Source organism: Rhizobium sp. WYJ-E13 (genome assembly GCF_018987265.1).
GTDB lineage: Bacteria > Pseudomonadota > Alphaproteobacteria > Rhizobiales > Rhizobiaceae > Rhizobium.
On sequence record NZ_CP076854.1, the window covers coordinates 630,054 to 651,097 of the forward strand.

The 21,044-nt window shown below is 61.3% G+C and carries 19 protein-coding genes; 7 read left to right on the top strand and 12 right to left on the bottom strand.

Annotated features, from left to right (window positions below):
- Positions 1-27: 27 nt before the first annotated feature.
- The 6 genes from KQ933_RS24480 to KQ933_RS24505 are packed head-to-tail and all read right to left on the bottom strand — an operon-like array spanning position 28 to position 6,151.
- Positions 28-1,116, bottom strand: coding sequence for an alanine--glyoxylate aminotransferase family protein (locus tag KQ933_RS24480; protein ID WP_216760412.1), 1,089 nt, complete (start codon positions 1,114-1,116; stop codon positions 28-30).
- Between the two features lie 12 nt (positions 1,117-1,128).
- A complete protein-coding gene (locus KQ933_RS24485; RefSeq protein WP_216760413.1) occupies positions 1,129-1,908 on the bottom strand; it encodes an ABC transporter ATP-binding protein in 780 nt (259 codons plus the stop codon).
- On the bottom strand, positions 1,905-2,687 hold the full coding sequence (locus tag KQ933_RS24490) for an ABC transporter ATP-binding protein (protein ID WP_216760414.1): 783 nt from the start codon (positions 2,685-2,687) through the stop codon (positions 1,905-1,907). The genes KQ933_RS24485 and KQ933_RS24490 overlap by 4 nt, the downstream gene beginning before the upstream one ends.
- The gene (locus KQ933_RS24495) at positions 2,684-3,514 is read right to left on the bottom strand and encodes an ABC transporter permease (protein WP_216760415.1); all 831 of its coding nucleotides are present in this window, start codon (positions 3,512-3,514) and stop codon (positions 2,684-2,686) included. Before KQ933_RS24495 ends, KQ933_RS24490 begins: the two co-directional genes overlap by 4 nt.
- A complete protein-coding gene (locus KQ933_RS24500) occupies positions 3,511-4,500 on the bottom strand; it encodes an ABC transporter permease (protein WP_216760416.1) in 990 nt (329 codons plus the stop codon). Before KQ933_RS24500 ends, KQ933_RS24495 begins: the two co-directional genes overlap by 4 nt.
- 40 nt (positions 4,501-4,540) lie before the next feature.
- Positions 4,541-6,151, bottom strand: coding sequence for an ABC transporter substrate-binding protein (locus tag KQ933_RS24505; protein ID WP_216760417.1), 1,611 nt, complete (start codon positions 6,149-6,151; stop codon positions 4,541-4,543).
- Positions 6,152-6,530: 379 nt separating this feature from the next.
- On the opposite strand from KQ933_RS24505, the gene KQ933_RS24510 reads away from it, so the two are divergent.
- On the top strand, positions 6,531-7,859 hold the full coding sequence (locus KQ933_RS24510) for an LLM class flavin-dependent oxidoreductase (protein ID WP_216760418.1): 1,329 nt from the start codon (positions 6,531-6,533) through the stop codon (positions 7,857-7,859).
- A 91-nt stretch (positions 7,860-7,950) separates the two neighbouring features.
- On the opposite strand, the gene KQ933_RS24515 is transcribed toward KQ933_RS24510, so the two are convergent.
- From KQ933_RS24515 to KQ933_RS24535, 5 genes are all read right to left on the bottom strand, one after another.
- Entirely contained in the window at positions 7,951-8,280 is a 330-nt protein-coding gene (locus KQ933_RS24515) for a DUF6665 family protein (RefSeq protein ID WP_216760419.1), read from the bottom strand.
- An 18-nt stretch (positions 8,281-8,298) separates the two neighbouring features.
- The gene (locus tag KQ933_RS24520) at positions 8,299-8,451 is read right to left on the bottom strand and encodes a hypothetical protein (RefSeq protein WP_216760420.1); all 153 of its coding nucleotides are present in this window, start codon (positions 8,449-8,451) and stop codon (positions 8,299-8,301) included.
- Positions 8,452-8,584: 133 nt separating this feature from the next.
- The gene (locus KQ933_RS24525) at positions 8,585-9,226 is read right to left on the bottom strand and encodes a ThuA domain-containing protein (protein WP_216760421.1); all 642 of its coding nucleotides are present in this window, start codon (positions 9,224-9,226) and stop codon (positions 8,585-8,587) included.
- Between the two features lie 19 nt (positions 9,227-9,245).
- The gene (locus KQ933_RS24530; RefSeq protein ID WP_216760422.1) at positions 9,246-10,349 is read right to left on the bottom strand and encodes a Gfo/Idh/MocA family protein; all 1,104 of its coding nucleotides are present in this window, start codon (positions 10,347-10,349) and stop codon (positions 9,246-9,248) included.
- A gap of 31 nt (positions 10,350-10,380) precedes the next feature.
- Positions 10,381-11,580 carry an ROK family transcriptional regulator gene (locus KQ933_RS24535; protein ID WP_216760423.1) on the bottom strand — a complete coding sequence of 400 codons (1,200 nt, stop codon included), beginning with the start codon at positions 11,578-11,580 and terminating at the stop codon, positions 10,381-10,383.
- Positions 11,581-11,784: 204 nt separating this feature from the next.
- Here KQ933_RS24535 and KQ933_RS24540 point away from each other — a divergent pair, with 204 nt between their 5' ends.
- The 4 genes from KQ933_RS24540 to KQ933_RS24555 all read left to right on the top strand — a co-directional run bounded on the left by KQ933_RS24540 (position 11,785) and on the right by KQ933_RS24555 (position 16,049).
- Positions 11,785-13,089, top strand: a complete 1,305-nt coding sequence (locus KQ933_RS24540) for an extracellular solute-binding protein (RefSeq protein WP_216760424.1) — start codon at positions 11,785-11,787, stop codon at positions 13,087-13,089.
- Positions 13,090-13,171: 82 nt separating this feature from the next.
- The gene (locus tag KQ933_RS24545) at positions 13,172-14,110 is read left to right on the top strand and encodes a carbohydrate ABC transporter permease (RefSeq protein WP_216760425.1); all 939 of its coding nucleotides are present in this window, start codon (positions 13,172-13,174) and stop codon (positions 14,108-14,110) included.
- Positions 14,103-14,951, top strand: coding sequence for a carbohydrate ABC transporter permease (locus KQ933_RS24550; protein ID WP_216760426.1), 849 nt, complete (start codon positions 14,103-14,105; stop codon positions 14,949-14,951). The genes KQ933_RS24545 and KQ933_RS24550 overlap by 8 nt, the downstream gene beginning before the upstream one ends.
- 24 nt (positions 14,952-14,975) lie before the next feature.
- On the top strand, positions 14,976-16,049 hold the full coding sequence (locus tag KQ933_RS24555; protein WP_216760427.1) for an ABC transporter ATP-binding protein: 1,074 nt from the start codon (positions 14,976-14,978) through the stop codon (positions 16,047-16,049).
- Positions 16,050-16,150: 101 nt separating this feature from the next.
- On the opposite strand, the gene KQ933_RS24560 is transcribed toward KQ933_RS24555, so the two are convergent.
- Entirely contained in the window at positions 16,151-17,485 is a 1,335-nt protein-coding gene (locus tag KQ933_RS24560; RefSeq protein ID WP_216760428.1) for a dicarboxylate/amino acid:cation symporter, read from the bottom strand.
- Positions 17,486-17,692: 207 nt separating this feature from the next.
- Between KQ933_RS24560 and KQ933_RS24565 the strand changes: the two genes are divergently transcribed.
- A complete protein-coding gene (locus KQ933_RS24565; protein ID WP_216760429.1) occupies positions 17,693-19,573 on the top strand; it encodes a sensor histidine kinase in 1,881 nt (626 codons plus the stop codon).
- Positions 19,570-20,937 (top strand): sigma-54 dependent transcriptional regulator, encoded by a 1,368-nt coding sequence (locus tag KQ933_RS24570; protein WP_216760430.1) that lies wholly within the window; start codon positions 19,570-19,572, stop codon positions 20,935-20,937. The genes KQ933_RS24565 and KQ933_RS24570 overlap by 4 nt, the downstream gene beginning before the upstream one ends.
- Positions 20,938-21,044 lie beyond the last annotated feature (107 nt).

Below are 21,044 nucleotides of genomic sequence, written 5' to 3' on the forward strand. Positions count from 1 at the left end.
CCGACGCCACTCTCCGGGTATTGAAGATCAGCCGCTATAAGCCCTGACAACCGCCTCCGATGCAGCGCCGACATCCGCTGCCAAACCGGCTTGCCGCAGCGCTTCGCCATAGGTCACGACACTTGCGAGCACGGTCTGGAACGTCGCTCGTGGGCCCGTGTGGTTCAATCGTATGAGATGCGACAGACCGGTGCCGACACCGGCCGTCAGATCGACAGCCAGCCCCCCAGCAAAACGCATGACCGATGTGGGCTCCACGTCTGTCGGTGCGGAGATCGTTGTCACCAGGTTTGACGCCTGTTCGGCGGGCACCCAAAGGCTTGCTCCCAGCGCCGACAAACCGGCTCGGGTGGCGGAAGCGGCCTTCTCGTGACGAGCGACGGTCTGTTCGACGCCGTCCGCCTCGACCCGGTCGAGGGCCGCCTCCAAGGCGAAAAATTCCAGCGGCGCGGGCGTTCCGGGCAAAGCGCCGCGGCCGCCATCCACCCGGGCTTTCTGGTCGGCGAGTGACAGGATGGAGTTGCGCGGTGCATTATCATGCATGATCAGCTCCCAGGCTCGCGGACTGACCGATAGTGCGGAAACGCCGGCAGGTCCGCCAAGCGCCTTCTGTGGGCCGATGACGGCAATATCGATGCCCAATCCGGTGACATCGAGCGCATGACCGCCAACGGACGCTACGGCATCGACCACCGTTACGATGCCTCGTGCCTGCGCCAGCGCGACGATTTCGGGCAGTGGATTGAGGATGCCGCTTGCCGATTCCGCGTGAACGAGCGCCAGCGCACGGACACCGGGATTGGCATCCAGCGCCGTGGCAATCGTCTCGGCTTCGATCTGCCGGCCGGGTCGGGCGACGATTTCGATGACCTCAGCGCCGCCACGCCGCAGCCACTGCCCGAACCAGCCGCCATAGGAACTGGTGACGATGTTCAACGCAGAAAGGCCGGGTCTGGCAAGGCTGGTCGCAACGGCCTCAAGCGCCACGACGGCCTCGGCCTGCACCAGCAGCACATCGTTATCCGTCATCAGGATCGCGCCGATACGGCGGGCAAGAATGGCGTAACGTTCTGCCGGATAGGCCGGCGCGTAGAGCGGGTTCCAGGCTTCGGTCATGGGCAGCTTCCTTCAAGTGGGTTCGGTAACGAGGCGCGGCACGGCCGCAATGAGCCGGCGCGCTGCATCGGATCGCGGTGCGGTGACGACATCGGCTGCCGGTCCTTCCTCGACGATGCGGCCGGCATCCATGACGGCGATGCGATGCGAGATCGCCCGCACCACCGCGAGGTCGTGGGATATGAAGAGATAGGCAAGGCCACGCTCGCGCTGCAACTCGACCAGCAATTGAAGGATGCGGCCGCGAACGGTCACATCGAGTGCGGAGACGGCCTCATCCAGCACCAGCAGGGAGGGCCGCGTCGCGATGGCGCGGGCAATGGCGACGCGCTGCCGTTGGCCGCCCGACAGCGTACGGACTGGGCGGGAGGCAAGGGCGGTGGGCAGGCCGACGCGCTCCAGCAGGGCGGCGATTTCGGCCGGCCGCTGTTTCCTGTCCGCGATATCGTGAATGCGCAGCGGATCGTCGAGAACCGAGGCGACGGAGGCCAACGGATTGAAGGCGCCGAGCGGATCCTGAAATACCATCTGCATATGCGCGCGCCTGCGCCGCAGGTCGACGCCGCGACGTGCGAGCCAATCCTCTCCTTCGAACCGGATGGAGCCGGTATCAGGCTCCAGCAAACGGAGAAGGACGCGCGATAGCGTCGATTTTCCGCTGCCCGAGGCTCCTACCAGGCCCAGGGTTTCGCCGGCCGTGATTGTCAGGGAAATATTGTCGAGAGCCGCAACCTGGCGGCCGGAGCTGGAATAGGCCTTGGACAATGCCTCCACGGTCAGAAGCCCATTCATGACACCACCTCGGTAGTCAGTGGCTGCGTGGAAAGATCGCGATGGTTGGCGATGAGGGCGGCAGTATAGCTCTCGGCTGGCGATGACAGAACCGACCGGACGGGACCGGCCTCGACCAGTTCACCGTTGCGGAAGACGGCGACGCGATCGACGAAGCCAGAGGCGAGTGCGATATCATGGGTGATGAAGAGCAGCGTCATGCCTTCCTCACGAACCAGCCCGTCGAGCAGTCTGACGATTTCTGCCTGAACCACGACATCGAGCGCACTGGTCGCCTCATCGGCGATCAGCAAGGCGGGCTTGGCCGCTATTGCTGCGGCAATCGCCACGCGTTGCCGCTGGCCGCCCGAAAGCTGATGCGGGAAGGCGCGCATGGTGCTTGCGGGTTGCGGTATGCGGACGCGATCCAGGAGCTCCTCGGCATGCACATAGGCTTGCCGCCAGCCGAGGCGGAGGTGTCTTCTGGCGACTTCGGCAACCTGCTCGCCGATGGTCAGCACCGGATTGAGGCTGGTGCCGGGGTCCTGAAAGACAAAACCGAAATCACGGCCGGGGAGCGGCGCGTGGCCGAGCGCCGGCCAGGTTATTTCGCCCTCGATCCTGGCCTGCTCCGCTAAAATGCCGGCAAGTGTCCGGGCAAGCGTGCTTTTACCCGAACCGCTTTCGCCAATGATCGCCAGCCTCTCGCCCCTGATAATATCGAGGTCGACGGATTTCAGCGCTGCCTCCAGTCCGTAGCGGACCGACAGGTTTCTTACGCTGCAGAAGGGCGGGCTCATCGGGAGCCTCCCTCATGACCAAGTGCCCTCGTCAGGCCCTCGCTGAAAAGGTGGACGCCGAGCACGGTGATCGCCAGCGCCAGACCGGGAAGAACCGAAAGATAGGCGGCGGAGCGCAATACGCTGCGGCCTTCGGCGATCATCGAGCCCCAGGTGGCGAGATTGGGATTGCCGAGACCGAGAAAGGAGAGGGCCGCTTCGGTCAGGATCGCGCCGGCGACGATGGTGGCCGACAGCGCCAGAACCGGCGGCAAGGCGTTCGGCAGAATTTCCTTGAAGGCGATCTCGGCCGGATGCATGCCGATCACCCGCGCGGCTGCGACATAATCCCGCTCGCGGATGGACAGCACCTGCGCTCGCGTCAGCCGTGCCGGATCGGCCCAGGTGCCGAGGGCGATCGCGAAGACGACGACCGGCGTCGACACACCGATGATGCTGACAAAGGCGAGCGCCAGCAGGAAGCCTGGAACGATCTGGAAGGCATCGACGACGCGCATTAATGCCTCGTCAACCGCGCCGCCGGCAAAGCCGGCAGCCATGCCGACAAAAAGCCCGAGCAGCATGGCGGAAAGGGCTGCGGCAATCCCGACGGCCAGCGAGGTCCGAGCGCCATAGAGCAGGCCGGCGAGGACATCGCGACCCAGCCGGTCCGTGCCGAGCGGTAGGCTTGGATCAGAGAAGGGCGAGAGCAGCGCCCTGCCGGCGATCCGCAGCGGATCTCCCGGCGATATCGCCGGGGCCAGCAGGCTGGCAATAAGCAGGGCTGCGAGAATGACAAGGCCGATCGCCCCCTCCGGGGTCCTTAGGAGACGCTTGAGCAGGGTCATGCGCGGCCCTCCGATGAGCCAATGCGCGGATCGAGAGCGGCATAGACGAGATCGACGATGAAATTGATGCAGATGACGAGAAAGGCGCTGGTGACGATGATGCCCATCAGGAGCGGCGCGTCACGGCCGTTGACGGCCTCCTGGGCCAGCCTGCCGAAGCCTGGAATGGCAAAGACGCTCTCGATGACGACGCTGCCGCCAAGCATGGCGGCGGACTGCAGACCGAGCATGGTGACGAGCGGCAGCAGCGCATTGCGCGCCACATGGCGAAGCACGATGCGGCTGCGCGACAGACCCTTTGTCCGGGCAAACAGCACGAAATCGAGCTTCCACGCCTCCGCCATGCCCGCGCGCATGACGCGCAGGAACAGCGCAAGATAGATCAAGGCGAGAGCACCGACCGGCAGGGCCAGGTGTTCCGCGATATCAAACGCTCGGGAAAGGCCCGTTTTGCCGGAAGCGATCGTCTCGATACCGGCGATCGGCAGCCAGCGCAGTTTGACCGAAAAGAGGATGCTAAACACCAGTCCCAGCCAGAAGCTCGGAATAGCATAGATGATCAGTGAACCGATCGAGAGAAAACGATCACGCAGGCTGCCCGGCTTCGCGCCTGCCAGGATGCCAAGCGCTGCGCCAAGCCCGAATGACAGCGCCGTCGCGCTTCCCATCAAGAGCAGCGTGTTTGGCAGCCGCTCGGCGATGAGATCCCGCACCGGCCGGTTGAAGGCCACCGACCAGCCGAGGTCGAGACGAGCGAGCGATGACAGATAGAGCCAGAGCCGGGCGAAGACCGATTGATCGAGCCCATAACTCTCTCGCAGCGACTTGATCAGTGCCGCATCACCACCGCCGATAGAGCCGAGATAGGCATCGACGGCATCGCCGGAGGCGGATTCGAGCAGGAAGAAGCTGAAGATCACGACGATCATCAGCACCGGAATGCTGCTGATGATCCTGCGTCTCAGGAGGAGAAGTGCACGTTTCACGCCGGACGAGGCCCCTGAAGCAATTGCGCCTTCAACCCTATCACGATTGCAGCGCGGTATCGCCCCAGTTCGAGACCGCCCAGCGTGGATTGTCCGAGACGTTCAGCACCGTGTCGCGGGCGACCGTGATGAAGCCCCATTCGGCGACGTTGATCAGCGGCAGTTCGGCCACCACGAGTTGCTGGAATTTGTAGTAGAGATCGGTACGAACAGCGGTATCCACTGTCACGGCAGCCTGTGCGATGATCTTGTCGAGCTCGGCGCTGACATAGCCGCCCTGGTTGGAGAAGGGCACGCCGTCAGGCGTTCCGGACTGGACGAGGATGGTGGTCGAGATAGCCGGATCGCCACGGAAGACCGGCGGACCGACAGCAATATCGAAATCATGATCCGTATAGACGGCCTTCTGGTGCGCGGCCGCATCGGCATTGACGATGACTGCGTCGATACCGACGGCAGCAAGCGCCTGACGCAGATAGTCGCCGAACTGGCGCGTCTCGTTAAAATAGGGTGCCGGCCGCAGCTTGAGCTGGAAACGATTACCGTCAGGTCCTCTTGTATAGCCGCCCTGGTCCAGAAGATCGTTTGCCACCTGCACGTCGAAATTATAGTTCGCAACGTCGGCCGTGTAGAACTCCTTGGAATTCTTCGGGATGGGGCCGGTCGATTCCGTCGCATAACCGAGGAAGATCGTGTCGACGACGAATTCCTTGTCGATCGCATGGGCGATCGCCTGGCGGACTCTGAGATCGGAGAGTTCCTTGCGGCGATGGTTGATTTCGATGACGAGCTGATAGGTCAGCGCCTCGTAGCCCTTGGAGATGACCTTGATGCCGTCGACCTTGGAGATGCGGTCGAGATCGGCGAGCGGCACGGCCGAGAAGGCAGCAAGATGGATTTCTTGGGCTTCCAGTGCCGCGCCGGCCGATTCACGGTCGGGCAGCACGCGGTAGACGATCTCGTTGAGCTTCGGTTCGCCCTTCTGCCAGTAGTTCTCGTTGCGCGTCAGCCGGTAATATTCGCCGGGCTTATGTTCGGCGAACTTGAACGGGCCGGTACCGACAAGCGTGTTGTTGGCAGGATTCTTGGCGATGTCCGTGCCTTCGAAAATATGCTTGGCGACGACGCTGGTGACAGCCGGCAGCGCATTGCGGATGAGCTGGAAGGGCGTCGGCTTCGAAAAGCGGAAGATCGCCGTATGGTCATCGGGCGTATCGACCGTCTGCAGATTGGCGAAGACCAGGCGCCCGAGATTCTGAAGCGGCTTCCAGACGTTGAGCGCGGAGAAGGCTACGTCGGCCGAGGTGAACGGCTTGCCGTCGTGCCAGGTGGCGTTTTCACGCAGCTTGAAGGTCACGGAAAGTCCGTCGGGCGAGCCTTCCCAGGAGGTGGCGAGCCGCGGTGCGAGACCATCCGCGCCCTCGTAGGAGGCTTCGGCCAGCGGTTCGATCACCTTGCTTGCAACGAAGAAGACGCCGTTCGAGGCAACAATGGCGGGATTCAGGTTCTTCGGCTCGGAGTCGGCTGCGACGATCAGGCGTCCGCCGGCCGGCACGTCCTGTGCCAGAGCAATGCGCGAAAGTGCGGTCGAGCCGAGCAGCAGCGCGGTGCCTTGCAGCAGGCTGCGCCGAGAGATATCCGCAATAGTCATGCCCCTTCCAATCCTTAAAAATTCAATGGCCTATATTCGAGCTGAAACCGTAAGTGTGACAGGAATTAAATTCGAACAGGATGGCCAGGCGAGATATTTTTTGTCACCCAGCCATTATTTTCAACGGCTGCCAACGGCAAGCCGGGGCGCTTCGGCGCCGAGACTGCGGTAGGCTGGCTGGCCCGGCGTCTAATGTGCACCTCTGCTGATCTCACCTGGAAGTGACCGGTTTGGTGGCGGACGTGTCGCCGAAAATCGACATGGTCGATCTTCTATTGCTGGCCTCCAGTTCCTACGTAACCGTGGACCGATACGTCATTCCGGTATCCGCATTCTGCAGAGGGCAGGCGACCGCTTCGCCCGATCCATGAGGAAATACATGACCCGTTCCCGGCAGTTGCGCCTTGGCGCCTTTATGCGTCCCGTCAGCCTGCATACCGGCGCATGGCGCTATCCGGGGTCCTATCCGGATGCCAATTTCAACTTCGCCCATCTGAAGTCATTCGCGCAGAAGCTCGAGGCCGCGAAGTTCGACGCCTTCTTCATGGCCGATCACCTGGCTGTGCTCAACATGCCGGTCGAGGCGCTGAAGCGCAGCCATACCGTGACCTCCTTCGAGCCGTTCACGCTGCTTTCGGCGCTCGCCGCCGTCACCGAGAGGATCGGTCTCGCTGCGACGGCGTCGACGACCTTCGACGAGCCCTACCATATCGCCCGTCGTTTCGCCTCGCTCGATCACATCAGCAATGGCCGCGCCGCCTGGAACATCGTGACCACCTCCAACCCCGATGCAGCCCTCAATTTCGGTCTGGACGAGCACGTGGAACACGGTGAGCGCTATAAGCGGGCGCGTGAATTCTACGATGTCGTCACCGGCCTCTGGGACAGCTTCGCCGACGATGCCTTCATCCGCGATCGCGACAGCGGCATTTATTTCGATCCCGACAAAATGCATGTGCTCGACCACAAGGGCGAGGAGTTGAGCGTGCGCGGGCCGTTGAACATTGCCCGACCGGTTCAGGGCTGGCCCGTCATCGTGCAGGCCGGCCAATCGGATCCGGGTCGCCAGCTTGCGGCCGAAACCGCGGAAGTGGTTTTCTGTTCGCCGCGCGATCTTGACGGTGGCAAGGCACTTTATGCCGACATCAAGGGCCGGATGCAGGCCATCGGCCGCAATCGCGACCATCTCAAAATGCTGCCCGCCGCCTTCGTCGTCATCGGCGACAGCATCGAGGAGGCGCGCGCCAAGCGTCTCGCCCTCGACAGCCTCGTTCACTACGATAGCGCCATCGCATCGCTTTCGATCGCGCTTGGCCATGATGCCTCCAGCTTTGACCCGGATGCGCCACTGCCCGATGATATTCCCGATACCAATGCCAGCAAGACCGGCCGCGCCCAGGTCATCAAGCTGGCGCAGGAGGAAAACCTGACCGTGCGCCAGCTTGCCCAGCGTTATGGCGGCTATTCGGGCCTTGCCTTCGTCGGCACGCCTGAGAGCATTGCCGATGAGATGGAACGCTGGCTGGATGAGGAAGGTTCGGATGGCTTCAACATCGTCTTCCCCTACCTGCCGCAGGGTCTCGACGACGTCACGACACGCCTGGTTCCGGAATTGCAGCGCCGGGGCCTGTTCCGCAGGGACTATGAGGGCACGACGCTGCGAGAACATCTTGGCCTGCCACGGCCGGAAAACCGCTTCTTCAGCTGAAGAAAACCGCCAGGGCCGGGCAACGATCAGGCGGAGCGACCCTTCGAAGAGGGCTGGTGCGGAGAGGCGGAGGCGACCGCCTGACCGGAGGCTATTTCCTGATAACACCGACCCTTGCCAGCACTTCGCCGGGAATGGCGTAGCGCTGGATAACGTCCTTGTTGTTGCGAAGCCCACAGATCTCGCGCTGGACGAAGAGCGCCCAGACTGCATCGGAGGCGTTGTTGACCAGGGTCTCGCGCTGCTCGGCGCCATGGCGATCGGGATTCCAGGCCTTCAGCGCAGCGAGCGCCGATTCGACCTTCAGGCCATTGCGCCCGAGCGAACTCGCTCGTTCCGACATAAGCTCATATTCAAGTACGTTCACCCCGCCTTCGGCCGAAAAGGACTGCCTGAAGGATTGCGGCGGGCGAACGCTCATTGGACTTGCTCTCGCTGGTTACGGCGCCGGCCTGCCCGTGACCTGAAAATAGGCCCAGGCAGCGGCAAACACGAGAACCACCACGGCGATGATCATCAGCTTGCGAAGCATGGGATTGGGTGCTTTCGGCGGGGGCTTCGGCTTGCGAAACTTGATAACGTTGTCGCTCATTGTCTTGCTGTTCGGTTCGTTCTTCTCACAGCAGTAACGCATATCGACGGGCTTTGGCACCCGTGTCCTGTCCAAATATGCGCTTTTATGTGAGAGCTGCCGGTGGACACCGGCAGCTCAAGGTCGAGCCGGATCAGCGCGCCGCCCAGTTGGCGCCGCGACGGAAGATCGTCTTCATCTGCGGCACGTCGAATTCCTTGGCGACATGGCCAAGGGACGAATAGAAGACGCGACCCTTGCCGTATTTGCGCTTCCAGACGACCGGCATGGTCACCCCATCGATCCAGTAGGCATGTTCGCCGGTGAATGTGGTTGTTGCCAGCACCTCGTTCGAGGGGTCGACATGCATGTAATACTGCTCGGAATTGTAGGGGAAATCGGTAATCCCCTCCATCAGCGGGTCATCCGGTCGGGTGATGTTGACGGTGTAGTTGATGATGTTGCCAGGATGGGCAACCCACTGGCCTCCGATGATGAACTGGTAGTCGGTCGATTCGCGGAAGCTGTCGCCGGCGCCGCCATGATAGCCGGCAATGCCAACGCCGCTTTCGATGGCGGCAGCGAGGTTCTTCACCTCTTCCTTCTCGATCTTCGACATGGTGATGACGGGGACGATAAGGCTCAGATCGTGAATCGACGGATCGGCGAACGCTTCCGTGCTGTGCTCCACATAGACCTTGAAACCGTCTTCCTCGAGCATGTCCTTGATGATTGCGGCGCATTGTTCCGGTTCGTGGCCGGCCCAGCCGCCCCAGACGATCAGTGCTTCACGCATCGTGTATTCCTCCTGAAAATTACTTGCCGAGCAGTCCGTCGACGAGGGATTGAAAAAGCGGAGCGGGACGCTCCGTTGTCGTGGTGAGTGTCACCGTGCTGCCGGTATCGGACGCCTTCTGAAAGGCTTCCATCACTTCGAGCACGTGCAGCGCCAGATCGCCGTTTGCGCGATGCGGCCGGTTCGACCGGATGGCATGGGCGAGATCGGCGACGCCGAGAGAGCGATAGTTGCCGTCGGCATAGGGTAGGGTCACCGGCTGGTCCTCGAACTCGCCGCCCTTCTTCAGATATTCGACCGGGCCGGCGAAGCGGTTGGGATCCGGCACGATCAGCGTGCCCTCGGTACCGTAGACTTCGAGCGGAACATGCTTGTGGCCGGCCACATCGAAGCTCATGCCGATCTGCACGACTGCGCCATTGGCGAAAGCCATGACGCCGGCGACATGGGTCGGGATATGAACCGGGATGCGTTCGCCATTGCGGGGCTCGCTGGTGATGATGCGCTCTTTGCGCGGGGTCACCGCAAAGCCGGCAACCTTGGCGATCGGTCCCAGCAGATTGACGAGATCGGTGATGTAATAAGGACCCATGTCGAGCATCGGTCCGCCGCCGACTTCATAGTAGAAGGCCGGGTTGGGATGCCAGCGCTCGTGGCCAGGGCACATGAAGGTCGCGGTACCGCCGACCGGGATGCCGATGACACCCTCGTCGATCAGGGCGCGGGCAGTCTGATGGCCGCCACCGAGGAAAGTATCGGGGGCCGCGCCGATGCGCAGGCCCTTGGCCTTGGCGGCATCCGCCAATTTTTTCCCTTCTGCGAAATTAATCCCGAGTGGCTTTTCTGAATAGGTATGCTTGCCGGCTTCCAGTGCTTGCAGCCCGACGGCCACATGGGCCTTCGGAATGGTCAGGTTGACGATGATCTCGACTTTCGGGTCGGCGAGAAACTCGTCGACCGTGCGTGCTTGAAGGTTGAATTCAGAGGCCTTTGCCTCTGCAAGTTCGCGATTGAGGTCGGCCAGTCCGCGGATATCGAGGATCGGAAATGCCGATGTCATCGCCTTCAGATAGGCGCCCGAAATATTGCCGCATCCAATGATGCCGATACCGACTTTTTCCATCATGTCCTCCAACAATACAGGTTTTTGCGCGTCAAAGCGCTGGCCCGGTGGTACTCCAGGGCGATTCATAGAGTTCGTAGAGCGCGACGGCCGCTGCACCCCGTGCCCAGAAATCGTCGGTCGAATCATCGAAAACGAGTTCGCTGACGCCTTGCAGGGATGGCGGGATGGCCAGCGCATAGGCATCCCTCAGACTGTTGAGGAAGGGCTCACCCAGCGCGAGCGACGAACCGACGAGAATGACGCGCGGCGGTGCAAACAGCGTGACGATATTGGCGATCGTCAGCCCGACCGCCTCGCCGGCCCGTGCCGCTGCACCGATCAGTTGGTCGTCATCGGCCTGGATCATTGCCTGCACGTGCGTCATGCCGCGGCCGAGACGCACCGCTTCGGCGAAACGTCCATCGGTCTGCTGGTCGCCGAGAATGGCGCTTTCGCCGGCCTGGCTCGAAAGACGGACCACGCCCTGTTGGCCCATCCCGAGGACGAGGTCGCCGAGATTGTGGCTGAGGCCGCCGGCGCCGCGGAAAAGCTGGTTGTCATGAAGCACGCCGAGACCCAGCGTCTGCTCCAGCGAGATCAGAACCATGTCTTCGAGGTCGCGGGCCTTGCCGAACCAGTGATGGCCAAGGGTGATGGCATGAGCATCGCTCTCGATGATCGTCGGCGTCGATAGGCGGGCCGACATTTCCTTCGCAAAATCAACGTTGACTTCGCGGAATATCGGGCTTGAGCGGATGTAGCCCGTGCGATGCTCAATGACGCCGGGAAGTGCCAGACAGATGCTGTCTATATCACCGAGCGACAAGCCGATATCGACGACACAACGTCGTACGCCGTCTTCGACGAGATCGGCAATGACGGCGATCGGCTGACGATCGATGCGGATCGGCAATGTCAGCCTGGAGAGCACGTCCCCGCGGAAATTGGTGACGACGAAGATCATGCGGCTGGGGGCAATCTTGGCGCCGACCACACTGGCGGCATCCGGATTGAGCTCCAGCATGACGCGGGGTCTTCCACGCACGGCCTCGTTGCGGATATCGCCCTCATGGCGCGGCAGGATCAGCCCATCGTCGAGCAGCGAAGCGGTGATGGCCGAAACCGTCGTGGTCGAGAGCTCCGTACGCTCACTGATCTGGATACGAGAAATCGGACCATGGCGCCGGATCGTGTCGAGCACGTTCAAGCGGTTGATCGCACGCATTAATTCGGGATCCGCAGTCTTCATGAAAATTAGCCAGGCAATCGGTCTGTTGGTGCGATCCGTCTCGTATTTTTAACGGATTACGAAATAAATAGCAGCCAAAGGCCGGGCGCTGTCAAGGGAATTTGGTGAAAAATACGGCGATTGACTTGACATTGGGCAAAAGCTTCGTTGAATTAATCCGCATAGGGGAAAAATTGTGAGGATAGGTCCCCTGGGAGGAAAATCATGAATTTCATGCTGAAGAGCGCCGCCTTTGCCGGCAGGCGCATCGTATCCATGGCCGCGGCAGCCGGCATGTTGCTGGCCGGTGCTGGGGCTGCCTCGGCCGCGACTGTGGTTAAGTGGCTGCATCTCGAGCTCGATCCGAAATTTGTCGCGGTGTGGGAAGAGATCGTCAAGAAGTATGAGGCCCAACATCCAGACGTCGACATCCAGATGCAGTTTCTCGAAAACGAGGCCTTCAAGGCTAAACTTCCGACTTTGCTGCAGTCGGACGACGTTCCTGATTTCTTCTACAGCTGGGGCGGCGGCGTCCTGAAGCAGCAGTCGGAGACGGGAGCTCTCCAGGATGTGACGGCAGCCCTCGATGCGGATGGCGGCAAACTGCGCAAGGCCTATACGCCGGCCTCAGTCGACGGCCTGACCTTCGACGGCAAGACCTGGGCCATCCCATACAAGGTGGGCCTGGTCAGTTTCTTCTATAACAAGGCGCTGTTTGCCAAGGCCGGCGTCAAAGCCGAGGATATCAGGACCTGGACCGATTTCCTTGAGGCGGTCAAGAAGATCAAGGCTGCCGGCATCGTGCCGATTGCGGGCGGTGGCGGCGACAAATGGCCTATCCACTTCTACTGGAGCTATCTCGTCATGCGCGAAGGCGGCCAGAAGGTCTTCGAAGCCGCCAAGAACGGCGAGGGCGAAGGTTTCCTCGATCCTGCCGTCATCAAGGCCGGCGACGATCTCGCCGAACTCGGCAAGCTCGAACCTTTCCAGCCTGGATATCTCGGCGCGACCTGGCCGCAGACGCTCGGCGTCTTCGGTGACGGCAAGGCCGCGATGATCCTGGGCTTCGAAAATACGGAGGCCAACCAGCGCAAGAACGCCGGCGACGGCAAGGGTCTGGCACCCGACAATATCGGCCGTTTCGTTTTTCCGACGGTCGAAGGTGGCGCCGGCAAGCCAACGGATACGCTCGGCGGCCTGAACGGCTGGGCCGTCACCAAGAAGGCCTCCAAGGAAGCAATCGATTTTCTTGCTTTCCTGACGAATGCGGACAACGAGCGCATGATGGCAAAGGCCGGTATGCTCCTGCCTGTTGCAACCGGCGCCGATGATGGCGTCGTCAACCCGCTGCTCGCCGAATCGGCAAAACAGCTTGCGGGTTCGAGCTGGCATCAGAATTTCTTCGACCAGGATCTCGGTGCGGCCGTCGGCCGTGTCGTCAACGACGGGTCGGTGGAAATCGTCTCCGGACAGATGACTTCCAAGGACGGCGCCCAGATGATCCAGGACGCTTTCGAACTGGAGCAATAGTCAGCGCCCGCGGAGCTTCCCGGCGCTCTCGCCAGAAGCGGAGCGCCGGCATTGCTGCCGGCGAGATACGAAAGCAGGAACCATGGCGAATATTTCAGTCCTATCGACACCGAGTGCCGCAAGGCCGGCTAGACGAGCCGCAAACAGCAGGAGTTCGGTCGCGCACGACCGGCTGACGGTGCTGTTGCTCTTCCTGCCACCGGCGCTACTCCTGTTCACGCTCTTCGTCATCATGCCGATGGGCGAGGCGGCCTGGTACAGCCTCTATAAGTGGAACGGCTACGGCACACCGACCGAATTCATCGCGCTTCGCAATTTCCAGGTCCTGTTCCGCAACGCGGCTTTCACCCAGGCGCTGGTCAATAACGGCCTGATCATCGTCATCTCGATCTGCATCCAAGTGCCGCTCGCCATTTGGCTGGCGACGATGCTTGCACATCGTATTCCCGGCGTCGTCGGCTTCCGTCTGGTCTTTTTCCTGCCCTATGTGCTGGCGGATGTTGCAGCGGGCCTCATCTGGCGCTTCGTCTATGACGGCGATTACGGCCTGTTTGCAGCCGTTTCCAATTTCTTCGGTTTCGCCAATCCTTATGTGCTCGCCGACAAGGACGTGGCAATCTATGCGATACTCGGGGTCATCGTCTGGAAATATTTCGGATTTCACATGATGCTGTTCATCGCCGGCCTGCAATCGGTCGACAAGAACGTATTGGAGGCGGCCGAAATCGATGGCGCCACCGGCTGGCAGAAATTTCGTTACGTCACGCTGCCGCTGCTCGGCTCAACCTTGCGCCTTTCGATTTTCTTCGCCGTCGTCGGCTCGCTGCAGCTCTTCGACATGATCATGCCGCTGACCGGCGGCGGGCCGTCCAATTCCACGCAGACGATGGTCACCTTCCTCTACACCTATGGCGTCATGCGTATGCAGGTGGGCTTGGGCAGCGCCGTTGGCGTGGTGCTCTTCATCATCTGCGTCACGCTCGCCTTCGGTTACAAAAGGATCTTTATGCGTCATGACTGATATGAGCTCTTCCATCCGCACGAGCGTGTCCACACGCATTTATCTTTACGTGTCGCTGAGCCTGATTGCCGCGATCGTGCTCGTGCCGCTGGTGACGACGGCGCTCGGCGGCTTCAAGACGCTGGGCGACCTGCGCACCAACCCTTTCGGCCTGCCAACGGAATGGCAATGGGCGAATTATACCGACATTCTCTTCGGCGATCGTTACTGGTTGCAGATCGGCAATTCGCTTGTCATCGCGGCGCTCACGGTGCTCCTGACGCTGATCGTTTCGTCCATGGCGGCTTTTGCCTTTGCCCATGTCCGGTTCTTCGGCTCGTCGTTCCTGCTCAATTATTTCCTGCTCGGCCTGATGTTTCCGGCGGCGACTGCGATTCTGCCGCTCTTCATCCGCATTCGCGATCTTGGCCTCCTGAACACCTATTGGGGCGTGGTGCTGCCGCAGGTAGCCTTCGGTCTCGGCATGAGCATCCTGTTGTTTCGCAACTATTTCCGCAATCTTCCCGAAGAATTGTTTCAGGCGGCGTTCGTCGATGGCTGCGGTTATCTGCGCTTTTTCTGGCATATATCGCTGCCGCTTTCCCGCCCGATCGTCGCCACCGTCAGCATCATCTCCTTCGTCGGCAGCTGGAACAGTTATATTCTGCCGCTGATCATGCTGAATTCGGAGTCCAAATATCCCTGGCCGCTTGGCATCATGGTTTATCGCGGCGAATACGGGACGGAATGGCAGTTGGTGCTGGCCTTCATCACGCTGACGATCCTGCCCACCATCATCGTCTTTTTCATCGCCCAGAGGCACATCATCGCCGGATTGACCGCCGGCGCCGTGAAGTCCTGAGCCCGAGCCATTGGAGGTGCAATCATGGCATCCGTTTCACTAAACGATATTCGCAAAGCCTATGGTGCCATCGACGTCATTCACGGCATTTCGCTCAATATCGAAGATGGGGAATTCGTCGCCCTCGTCGGGCCGTCCGGCTGTGGAAAATCGACCCTTCTGCGCATGATCGCCGGCCTCGAAGAGATCACCGACGGCGAGATCGCCATCAACGGCAACGTCGTCAACGGCATGACGCCGCGCGAGCGCAACATCGCCATGGTCTTCCAGTCCTACGCGCTCTATCCGCATATGACCGTCGCGGAAAACATGGGCTTCAACCTGAAGCTCGCCGGTGTCGCAAAACCGCAAATCGAGGCGCGCGTGGCCGAGGCCGCCCGGATGCTGGATCTCGCGCCGCTTCTCCAGCGCAAGCCGGCCCAGCTTTCGGGCGGCCAGCGCCAGCGTGTCGCCATGGGCCGCGCTATCGTGCGAAATCCCGCCGTCTTCCTGTTCGACGAGCCGCTGTCCAACCTCGATGCCAAGCTGCGAGTGCAGATGCGTTCGGAAATCAAGACGTTGCACCAGAAGGTCAAGACCACCTCGATCTATGTCACACATGATCAGATCGAGGCGATGACGCTTGCCGACCGCATCGTCGTGCTCAATCACGGCAGGGTGGAGCAACAGGGTACGCCGCTCGAACTCTACAGGAAACCAGCCAATCTCTTCGTGGCTGCGTTCATCGGATCGCCGGCGATGAATATGCTTGAGGGTACGGTGGATGGCGAGGACGGTAAGCCGGCCGCGCGTCTTTCGGATGGCACTGCGATCCGCATCACTGCCGACCGCAGGGTCCGCCCCGGTCAGGCAGTGACGATCGGCCTGCGTCCAGAGCATTTGACGCCGGGCGGCAGGGATGGAAATGCGCTTGCCGGGCAGACCCTGCTTGTCGAGCCGACCGGTGCCCAGACGCATGTCGTCTTCGATCTGGCCGGCCAGCCGGTCACGGCCGTGGTGGATGGGGATTATGCTGTCCGCTACGGCACCCGCTTCGAGGCCAATATCGCCAGCGAACAGGTCCATATTTTTGACCGCAATACTGGTCTGGCGCTCTGATTTTGAAAAGGTGCTGATCGGCCGGGGTGATTTTGCCGTCGATATCAAATGAAATCCGCCGCCAGTCGTATGATTGGCGGCGGATTTATTTCTGTCAGCGCTTATTCTGCAGGCTGTGCGACCGGTGCCAGGAGATCGCTGTCGTCGCGCAAATTTCCGTTCATTGCGGCGGCGAAGCGGGTCTGGTCGAGTTCGTTTTCCCAGCGGGCCACGACGATCGTGGCAACCGCATTGCCGACGAGGTTGGTGAGCGCACGGCATTCCGACATGAAGCGGTCGATGCCGAGGATGAGCGCCATCCCGGCGATCGGAACCGAGGGGACGACCGAGAGTGTTGCGGCAAGCGTGATGAAGCCGGCGCCGGTGATGCCGGCGGCACCCTTGGAACTGAGCATGGCCACGAGCAGCAGCAGGATCTGGTCGCCGAAGCTCAGATGCGTATCCGTTGCCTGGGCGATGAAGAGCGCCGCCAGCGTCATGTAGATGTTGGTGCCGTCGAGATTGAACGAATAGCCGGTCGGGATGACGAGGCCGACGACGGAACGCTTGCAGCCGGCGCGTTCCATCTTGTTCATCAGGCCGGGCAGGGCGGCTTCGGATGACGACGTGCCGAGCACCAGCAGTAGCTCTTCCTTGATATAGCGGAGCAGCGCCAGGATGGAGAAGCCGTTGTAGCGGGCGACTGCACCGAGCACGACCAACACGAAGAGCAGCGACGTCAGGTAGAAGGTGCCGATCAGGAAGGCGAGGTTGGCGATCGCGCCAATGCCGTATTTGCCGATGGTAAACGCCATGGCACCGAAGGCGCCGATCGGCGCGAACTTCATCAGGATTGCGACGAGACGGAAGACCGGAGCCGTCAGGACCTGGAAGAAATCCAGTACAGGCTTGCCGCGTTCGCCGACGGAGCCGAGCGCAATGCCGAAAACGACGGAGAAGAACAGCACCTGCAGGATGTCGCCCTTGGCGAAGGCGCCGACGATCGTGTCCGGGATGATGTTCATCAGGAAGCCGACGATCGTCGCGTCATGAGCCTGGGCGGCATAATTGTTGACGGCCTTCGTATCCAGAGTTGCCGGATCGATATGCATGCCGGCACCGGGCTGCAGCACGTTTGAGACAACGAGGCCGACGACGAGCGCCAGCGTCGAGAAGACGAGGAAGTAGCCGAGCGCCTTGCCAACCACGCGGCCGAACTTCTTGAGGTCCGCCATGCCGGCAATGCCGGTTGTCACTGTCAGGAAGATGACGGGCGCGATCACCATGCGCACGAGCTTGATGAAGGCATCTCCAAGAGGCTGCAGCGAAGCGCCTAGAGAAGGGTAGAAGTGGCCAAGCAGAATGCCGGCGGCGATAGCCGTGAGAACCTGCACATAGAGGTGCTGGTAAAGGGGAGTTTTGCCGCGCGGTGTGGCGGCGTTCATAGCAATATCCATAGTGTCCTCCACTGTGCCGGACGCCGATGCGGCGGGCGGGCAAGTCATGATGGTCAAACAGCCTCCCGACTGTTGAGGGTATGGTTTGCAACACGCATGCCAGTTTCCGTTGCGACTTAACCTATTGATATTTATAGCTGTCGCGCGCGATCATCAGCAGGCATGTGCGGATTTTCGCACAAAGTGATTTGCGCTCCGTGCGAATATATGCACAATGCTCTCATGCTCCAGCGGACCGCATGCGAACGTTTCCTGACGCCCGAACAGCTCGGCCGGCGCTCCCGGTTGGTCTGGCTGATATTTGCCGTACTTGCTGCCATCCTGATCGGTACGGCGCTTTACGGCGCCGGCATCTATGGTCGCCTGCAGGCGATCGCGGCGTTGGAGGAGCAGGGGCAGACAGACGCCAATCTCAAGGTGGCGCTGCTGCGCGCCGTGCTTGAGGGGCCGCGAGCCCTGCCGCTGCTTCTCGCTGATGATCAACAGGTGCGGGACGCTCTCGCTTCAGGGCAGGGCGAGGCCGTCATGGGGCTTGACCGTAAGCTTCAAAGCCTCGTTGCCGGCACGCGGGCCTCGGTTCTCTATGTCACCGGCAAGAACGGCATCGCGATCGCGTCCAGCAATTGGCAGGAGCCTCTGAGCTTTGTCGGCAACGACTATTCCTTCCGTGACTATTTCCGCCGCGCGATGGAAACGGGTACGGCTGAGCATTTCGCGCTCGGCAATGTCAGCAACCGGCCTGGCCTTTATATATCCCGGCGAGTGGGGGATGATGCGGCTCCGCTCGGCGTGGTCGTCGTTAAAATGGAATTCGATCAGCTGGAATCCGACTGGCGCGATGCAGCCCGGCCGGCCTATGTCACTGACGAGCATGGTGTTGTGCTGATTACCAGCCTGCCGTCCTGGCGTTTCATGACGGCCACGCCCTTGCCGCAGGAAAACCTGGCAGCGATCAGGAACAGCCTGCAATTCGGCGAGGCGCCGCTGTTGCCTCTGCCGATCAATCAACGGCAGGTGCTGCGGCCAGGAGCCGCGATCGTGCATGCCATCCTGCCGGGGGGCGGCGGGGAAGGCGAGTTCCTGCGATTGCGCACGGAGGTGCCGTCGACGTCCTGGCAACTGGAATATCTCGTACCGACCGAAGTGCCCATTGCCTCTTCGGTGCGCGAGTGGCGGCTGCTGACACTGGCCGGGCTCCTTCCGGTGCTGGCAATCATGACCTTCCTGCTGCGCCGCCGCCAAATCGTCGTCATGCGTATTGCAACCGAACGCGCTGCGCGTGAGCTGTTGGAACGCCGGGTGCTGGAGCGGACCGAGGACCTGAGCCGTGCTCGCGACCGGCTGCAGGAGGAGATATCCGATCACCGCGCGACTGAGGCAAGGCTGCAGGTGGTGCAGCAGGAACTCGTGCAGGCAAACCGACTGGCGATCCTTGGCCAAGTCGCCGCCGGTGTGGCACACGAGATCAACCAGCCGGTGGCGACCATCCGCGCCTATGCCGACAATGCCCGCACCTTCCTCAAGCGCCAGCAGCCGCAATCGGCCGACGACAATCTCGATGCCATTGCCAGCCTGACGGAACGTATCGGCACGATCACCGAGGAACTGAAGGCCTTCGCCCGCAAGGGCCGCACTGCAGCCGAACCGGTGGAACTGCGTGCCGCGATCGAAGGGGCTGTTGTGCTGCTGCGAAGCCGCTTTGCCGGTCGGCTGGATGCGTTGAATATCAGGCTGCCATCTCCCGATCTGAAGGTGAGCGGAAACCGCATTCGCCTGGAGCAGGTGCTGATCAATCTCTTCCAGAATGCGCTGGAAGCGCTTGAGGGCAGGGAGGGAGCAAAGGTAGACATCTTCTGCGACGAGGCTGACAGCGAGGTGGCCGTGACTGTCGCCGATAACGGCCCCGGCATATCGAAAGACATTCTTGGTTCGCTCTTTTCTCCTTTCAACACCTCGAAGGAAAAGGGCCTCGGCCTCGGGCTCGTCATCTCCAAGGATATTATTGCCGATTACGGCGGTCGTATCGAGGTCGAGAGCAACGAGAGCGGCACCTGCTTTACCGTCTATCTGCAGAAAGCACAGGCATGAGTGACATGATCCCGGTCTTCCTTATCGATGACGACAAGGATCTCCTGAAGGCGACGAAGCAGACGCTGGAGCTTGCCGGCTTTGAAGTCTCGACCTTTTCTGCCGCCTCAGAAGCGCTGAAGGCACTCAGGTCAGAATTTTCCGGGGTCGTGGTCTCGGATATTCGCATGCCGCATGTCGACGGGCTGCAGCTCTTCGACCGTATCCGCCGGCTGGATGAGGACCTTCCGGTGATCCTGATCACCGGGCACGGCGATATTCCGATGGCCGTCAAGGCGATCCAGGACGGAGCCTATGACTTCATCACCAAGCCTTTCGCAGCCGACCGGCTGGTGCAGAGCGTGCATCGGGCAGCGGAAAAGCGCCGGCTGGTGCTGGACAACCGATCGCTGCGCGAGGCTGCCGAACAGGCGCAGGGCGATCTGCCGCTGATCGGCCAGACGCCGGCCATGGAACGCCTGCGGCGGACACTTCGGCAAATCGCCGATACCGATGTCGATGTGCTGGTGACCGGCGAAACCGGCAGCGGCAAGGAAGTTGTGGCAAGCCTGCTGCACCGCTGGAGCCGCCGCGCCAAGGGAAATTTCGTCGCCCTGAACTGCGGCGCCTTGCCGGAAACGGTGATTGAGAGCGAACTCTTCGGCCATGAGGCCGGCGCCTTTACCGGCGCCCAGAAGAGGCGTGTCGGCCGCATCGAGCATTCGAGCGGCGGAACGCTGTTTCTCGACGAGATCGAAAGCATGCCGGCCTCCGCACAGGTGCAGATGCTGCGCGTCCTGGAAATGCGTGAAGTCATGCCGCTCGGCACCAACGAGGTGCGGCCCGTCGACCTGCGTGTCGTTGCCGCCGCCAAGATCGATCTTGCCGATCCGCGCGAGCGCGGCGGTTTTCGCGAGGATCTTTACTATCGCCTCAATGTGGTGACGATCAGCATCCCGCCGCTCCGCGACCGACCAGATGACATCCCGCTTCTTTTCGCCCATTTCACGGAACGCGCTGCCAACCGCTTTAAGCGCCCCATTCGCTCGGCTTCACCTGAACTTTACTGCGACTTGAAAAGCCATGACTGGCCGGGCAACGTGCGCGAGCTCTCGCATTTCGCCGAGCGCTTCGTGCTTGGCCTCGAGATCACGCCGGAGGAATCGAAGCAGAACAGGACGGATGACAAAGAGGCCTCCCTCCCTCTGCCGGCGATGATCGACCGCTACGAGGCCGATATCATTCGCGAGACGCTGACCCGCAACGAGGGGAACGTGCGCCGGACCATCGAGACACTCGGGATCCCGCGCAAGACCTTTTATGACAAGCTGCAGCGGCACGGCATCGAGCGGGCCGCTTTCCGCCCTTCGAAGGCGGATAGTTGAGATGACTGGTTCGAGCATTTGCGGCACCAGGGCATCGTCAATTTCATGCCGGCTATCTCACAACGCTCAGCGATGCCGGCGACAGGATCGGTATCGAATACCGCAAG

Bases quoted from the DNA above. Each gene is read 5' to 3' on its own strand.
- KQ933_RS24480 (WP_216760412.1), bottom strand. From the start codon at position 1,116: ATGACCGAAGCCTGGAACCCGCTCTACGCGCCGGCCTATCCGGCAGAA.
- KQ933_RS24485 (WP_216760413.1), bottom strand. From the start codon at position 1,908: ATGAATGGGCTTCTGACCGTGGAGGCATTGTCCAAGGCCTATTCCAGC.
- KQ933_RS24490 (WP_216760414.1), bottom strand. From the start codon at position 2,687: ATGAGCCCGCCCTTCTGCAGCGTAAGAAACCTGTCGGTCCGCTACGGA.
- KQ933_RS24495 (WP_216760415.1), bottom strand. From the start codon at position 3,514: ATGACCCTGCTCAAGCGTCTCCTAAGGACCCCGGAGGGGGCGATCGGC.
- KQ933_RS24505 (WP_216760417.1), bottom strand. From the start codon at position 6,151: ATGACTATTGCGGATATCTCTCGGCGCAGCCTGCTGCAAGGCACCGCG.
- KQ933_RS24510 (WP_216760418.1), top strand. From the start codon at position 6,531: ATGACCCGTTCCCGGCAGTTGCGCCTTGGCGCCTTTATGCGTCCCGTC.
- KQ933_RS24515 (WP_216760419.1), bottom strand. From the start codon at position 8,280: ATGAGCGTTCGCCCGCCGCAATCCTTCAGGCAGTCCTTTTCGGCCGAA.
- KQ933_RS24520 (WP_216760420.1), bottom strand. From the start codon at position 8,451: ATGAGCGACAACGTTATCAAGTTTCGCAAGCCGAAGCCCCCGCCGAAA.
- KQ933_RS24525 (WP_216760421.1), bottom strand. From the start codon at position 9,226: ATGCGTGAAGCACTGATCGTCTGGGGCGGCTGGGCCGGCCACGAACCG.
- KQ933_RS24530 (WP_216760422.1), bottom strand. From the start codon at position 10,349: ATGGAAAAAGTCGGTATCGGCATCATTGGATGCGGCAATATTTCGGGC.
- KQ933_RS24535 (WP_216760423.1), bottom strand. From the start codon at position 11,580: ATGAAGACTGCGGATCCCGAATTAATGCGTGCGATCAACCGCTTGAAC.
- KQ933_RS24540 (WP_216760424.1), top strand. From the start codon at position 11,785: ATGAATTTCATGCTGAAGAGCGCCGCCTTTGCCGGCAGGCGCATCGTA.
- KQ933_RS24545 (WP_216760425.1), top strand. From the start codon at position 13,172: ATGGCGAATATTTCAGTCCTATCGACACCGAGTGCCGCAAGGCCGGCT.
- KQ933_RS24550 (WP_216760426.1), top strand. From the start codon at position 14,103: ATGACTGATATGAGCTCTTCCATCCGCACGAGCGTGTCCACACGCATT.
- KQ933_RS24555 (WP_216760427.1), top strand. From the start codon at position 14,976: ATGGCATCCGTTTCACTAAACGATATTCGCAAAGCCTATGGTGCCATC.
- KQ933_RS24560 (WP_216760428.1), bottom strand. From the start codon at position 17,485: ATGGATATTGCTATGAACGCCGCCACACCGCGCGGCAAAACTCCCCTT.
- KQ933_RS24565 (WP_216760429.1), top strand. From the start codon at position 17,693: ATGCACAATGCTCTCATGCTCCAGCGGACCGCATGCGAACGTTTCCTG.
- KQ933_RS24570 (WP_216760430.1), top strand. From the start codon at position 19,570: ATGAGTGACATGATCCCGGTCTTCCTTATCGATGACGACAAGGATCTC.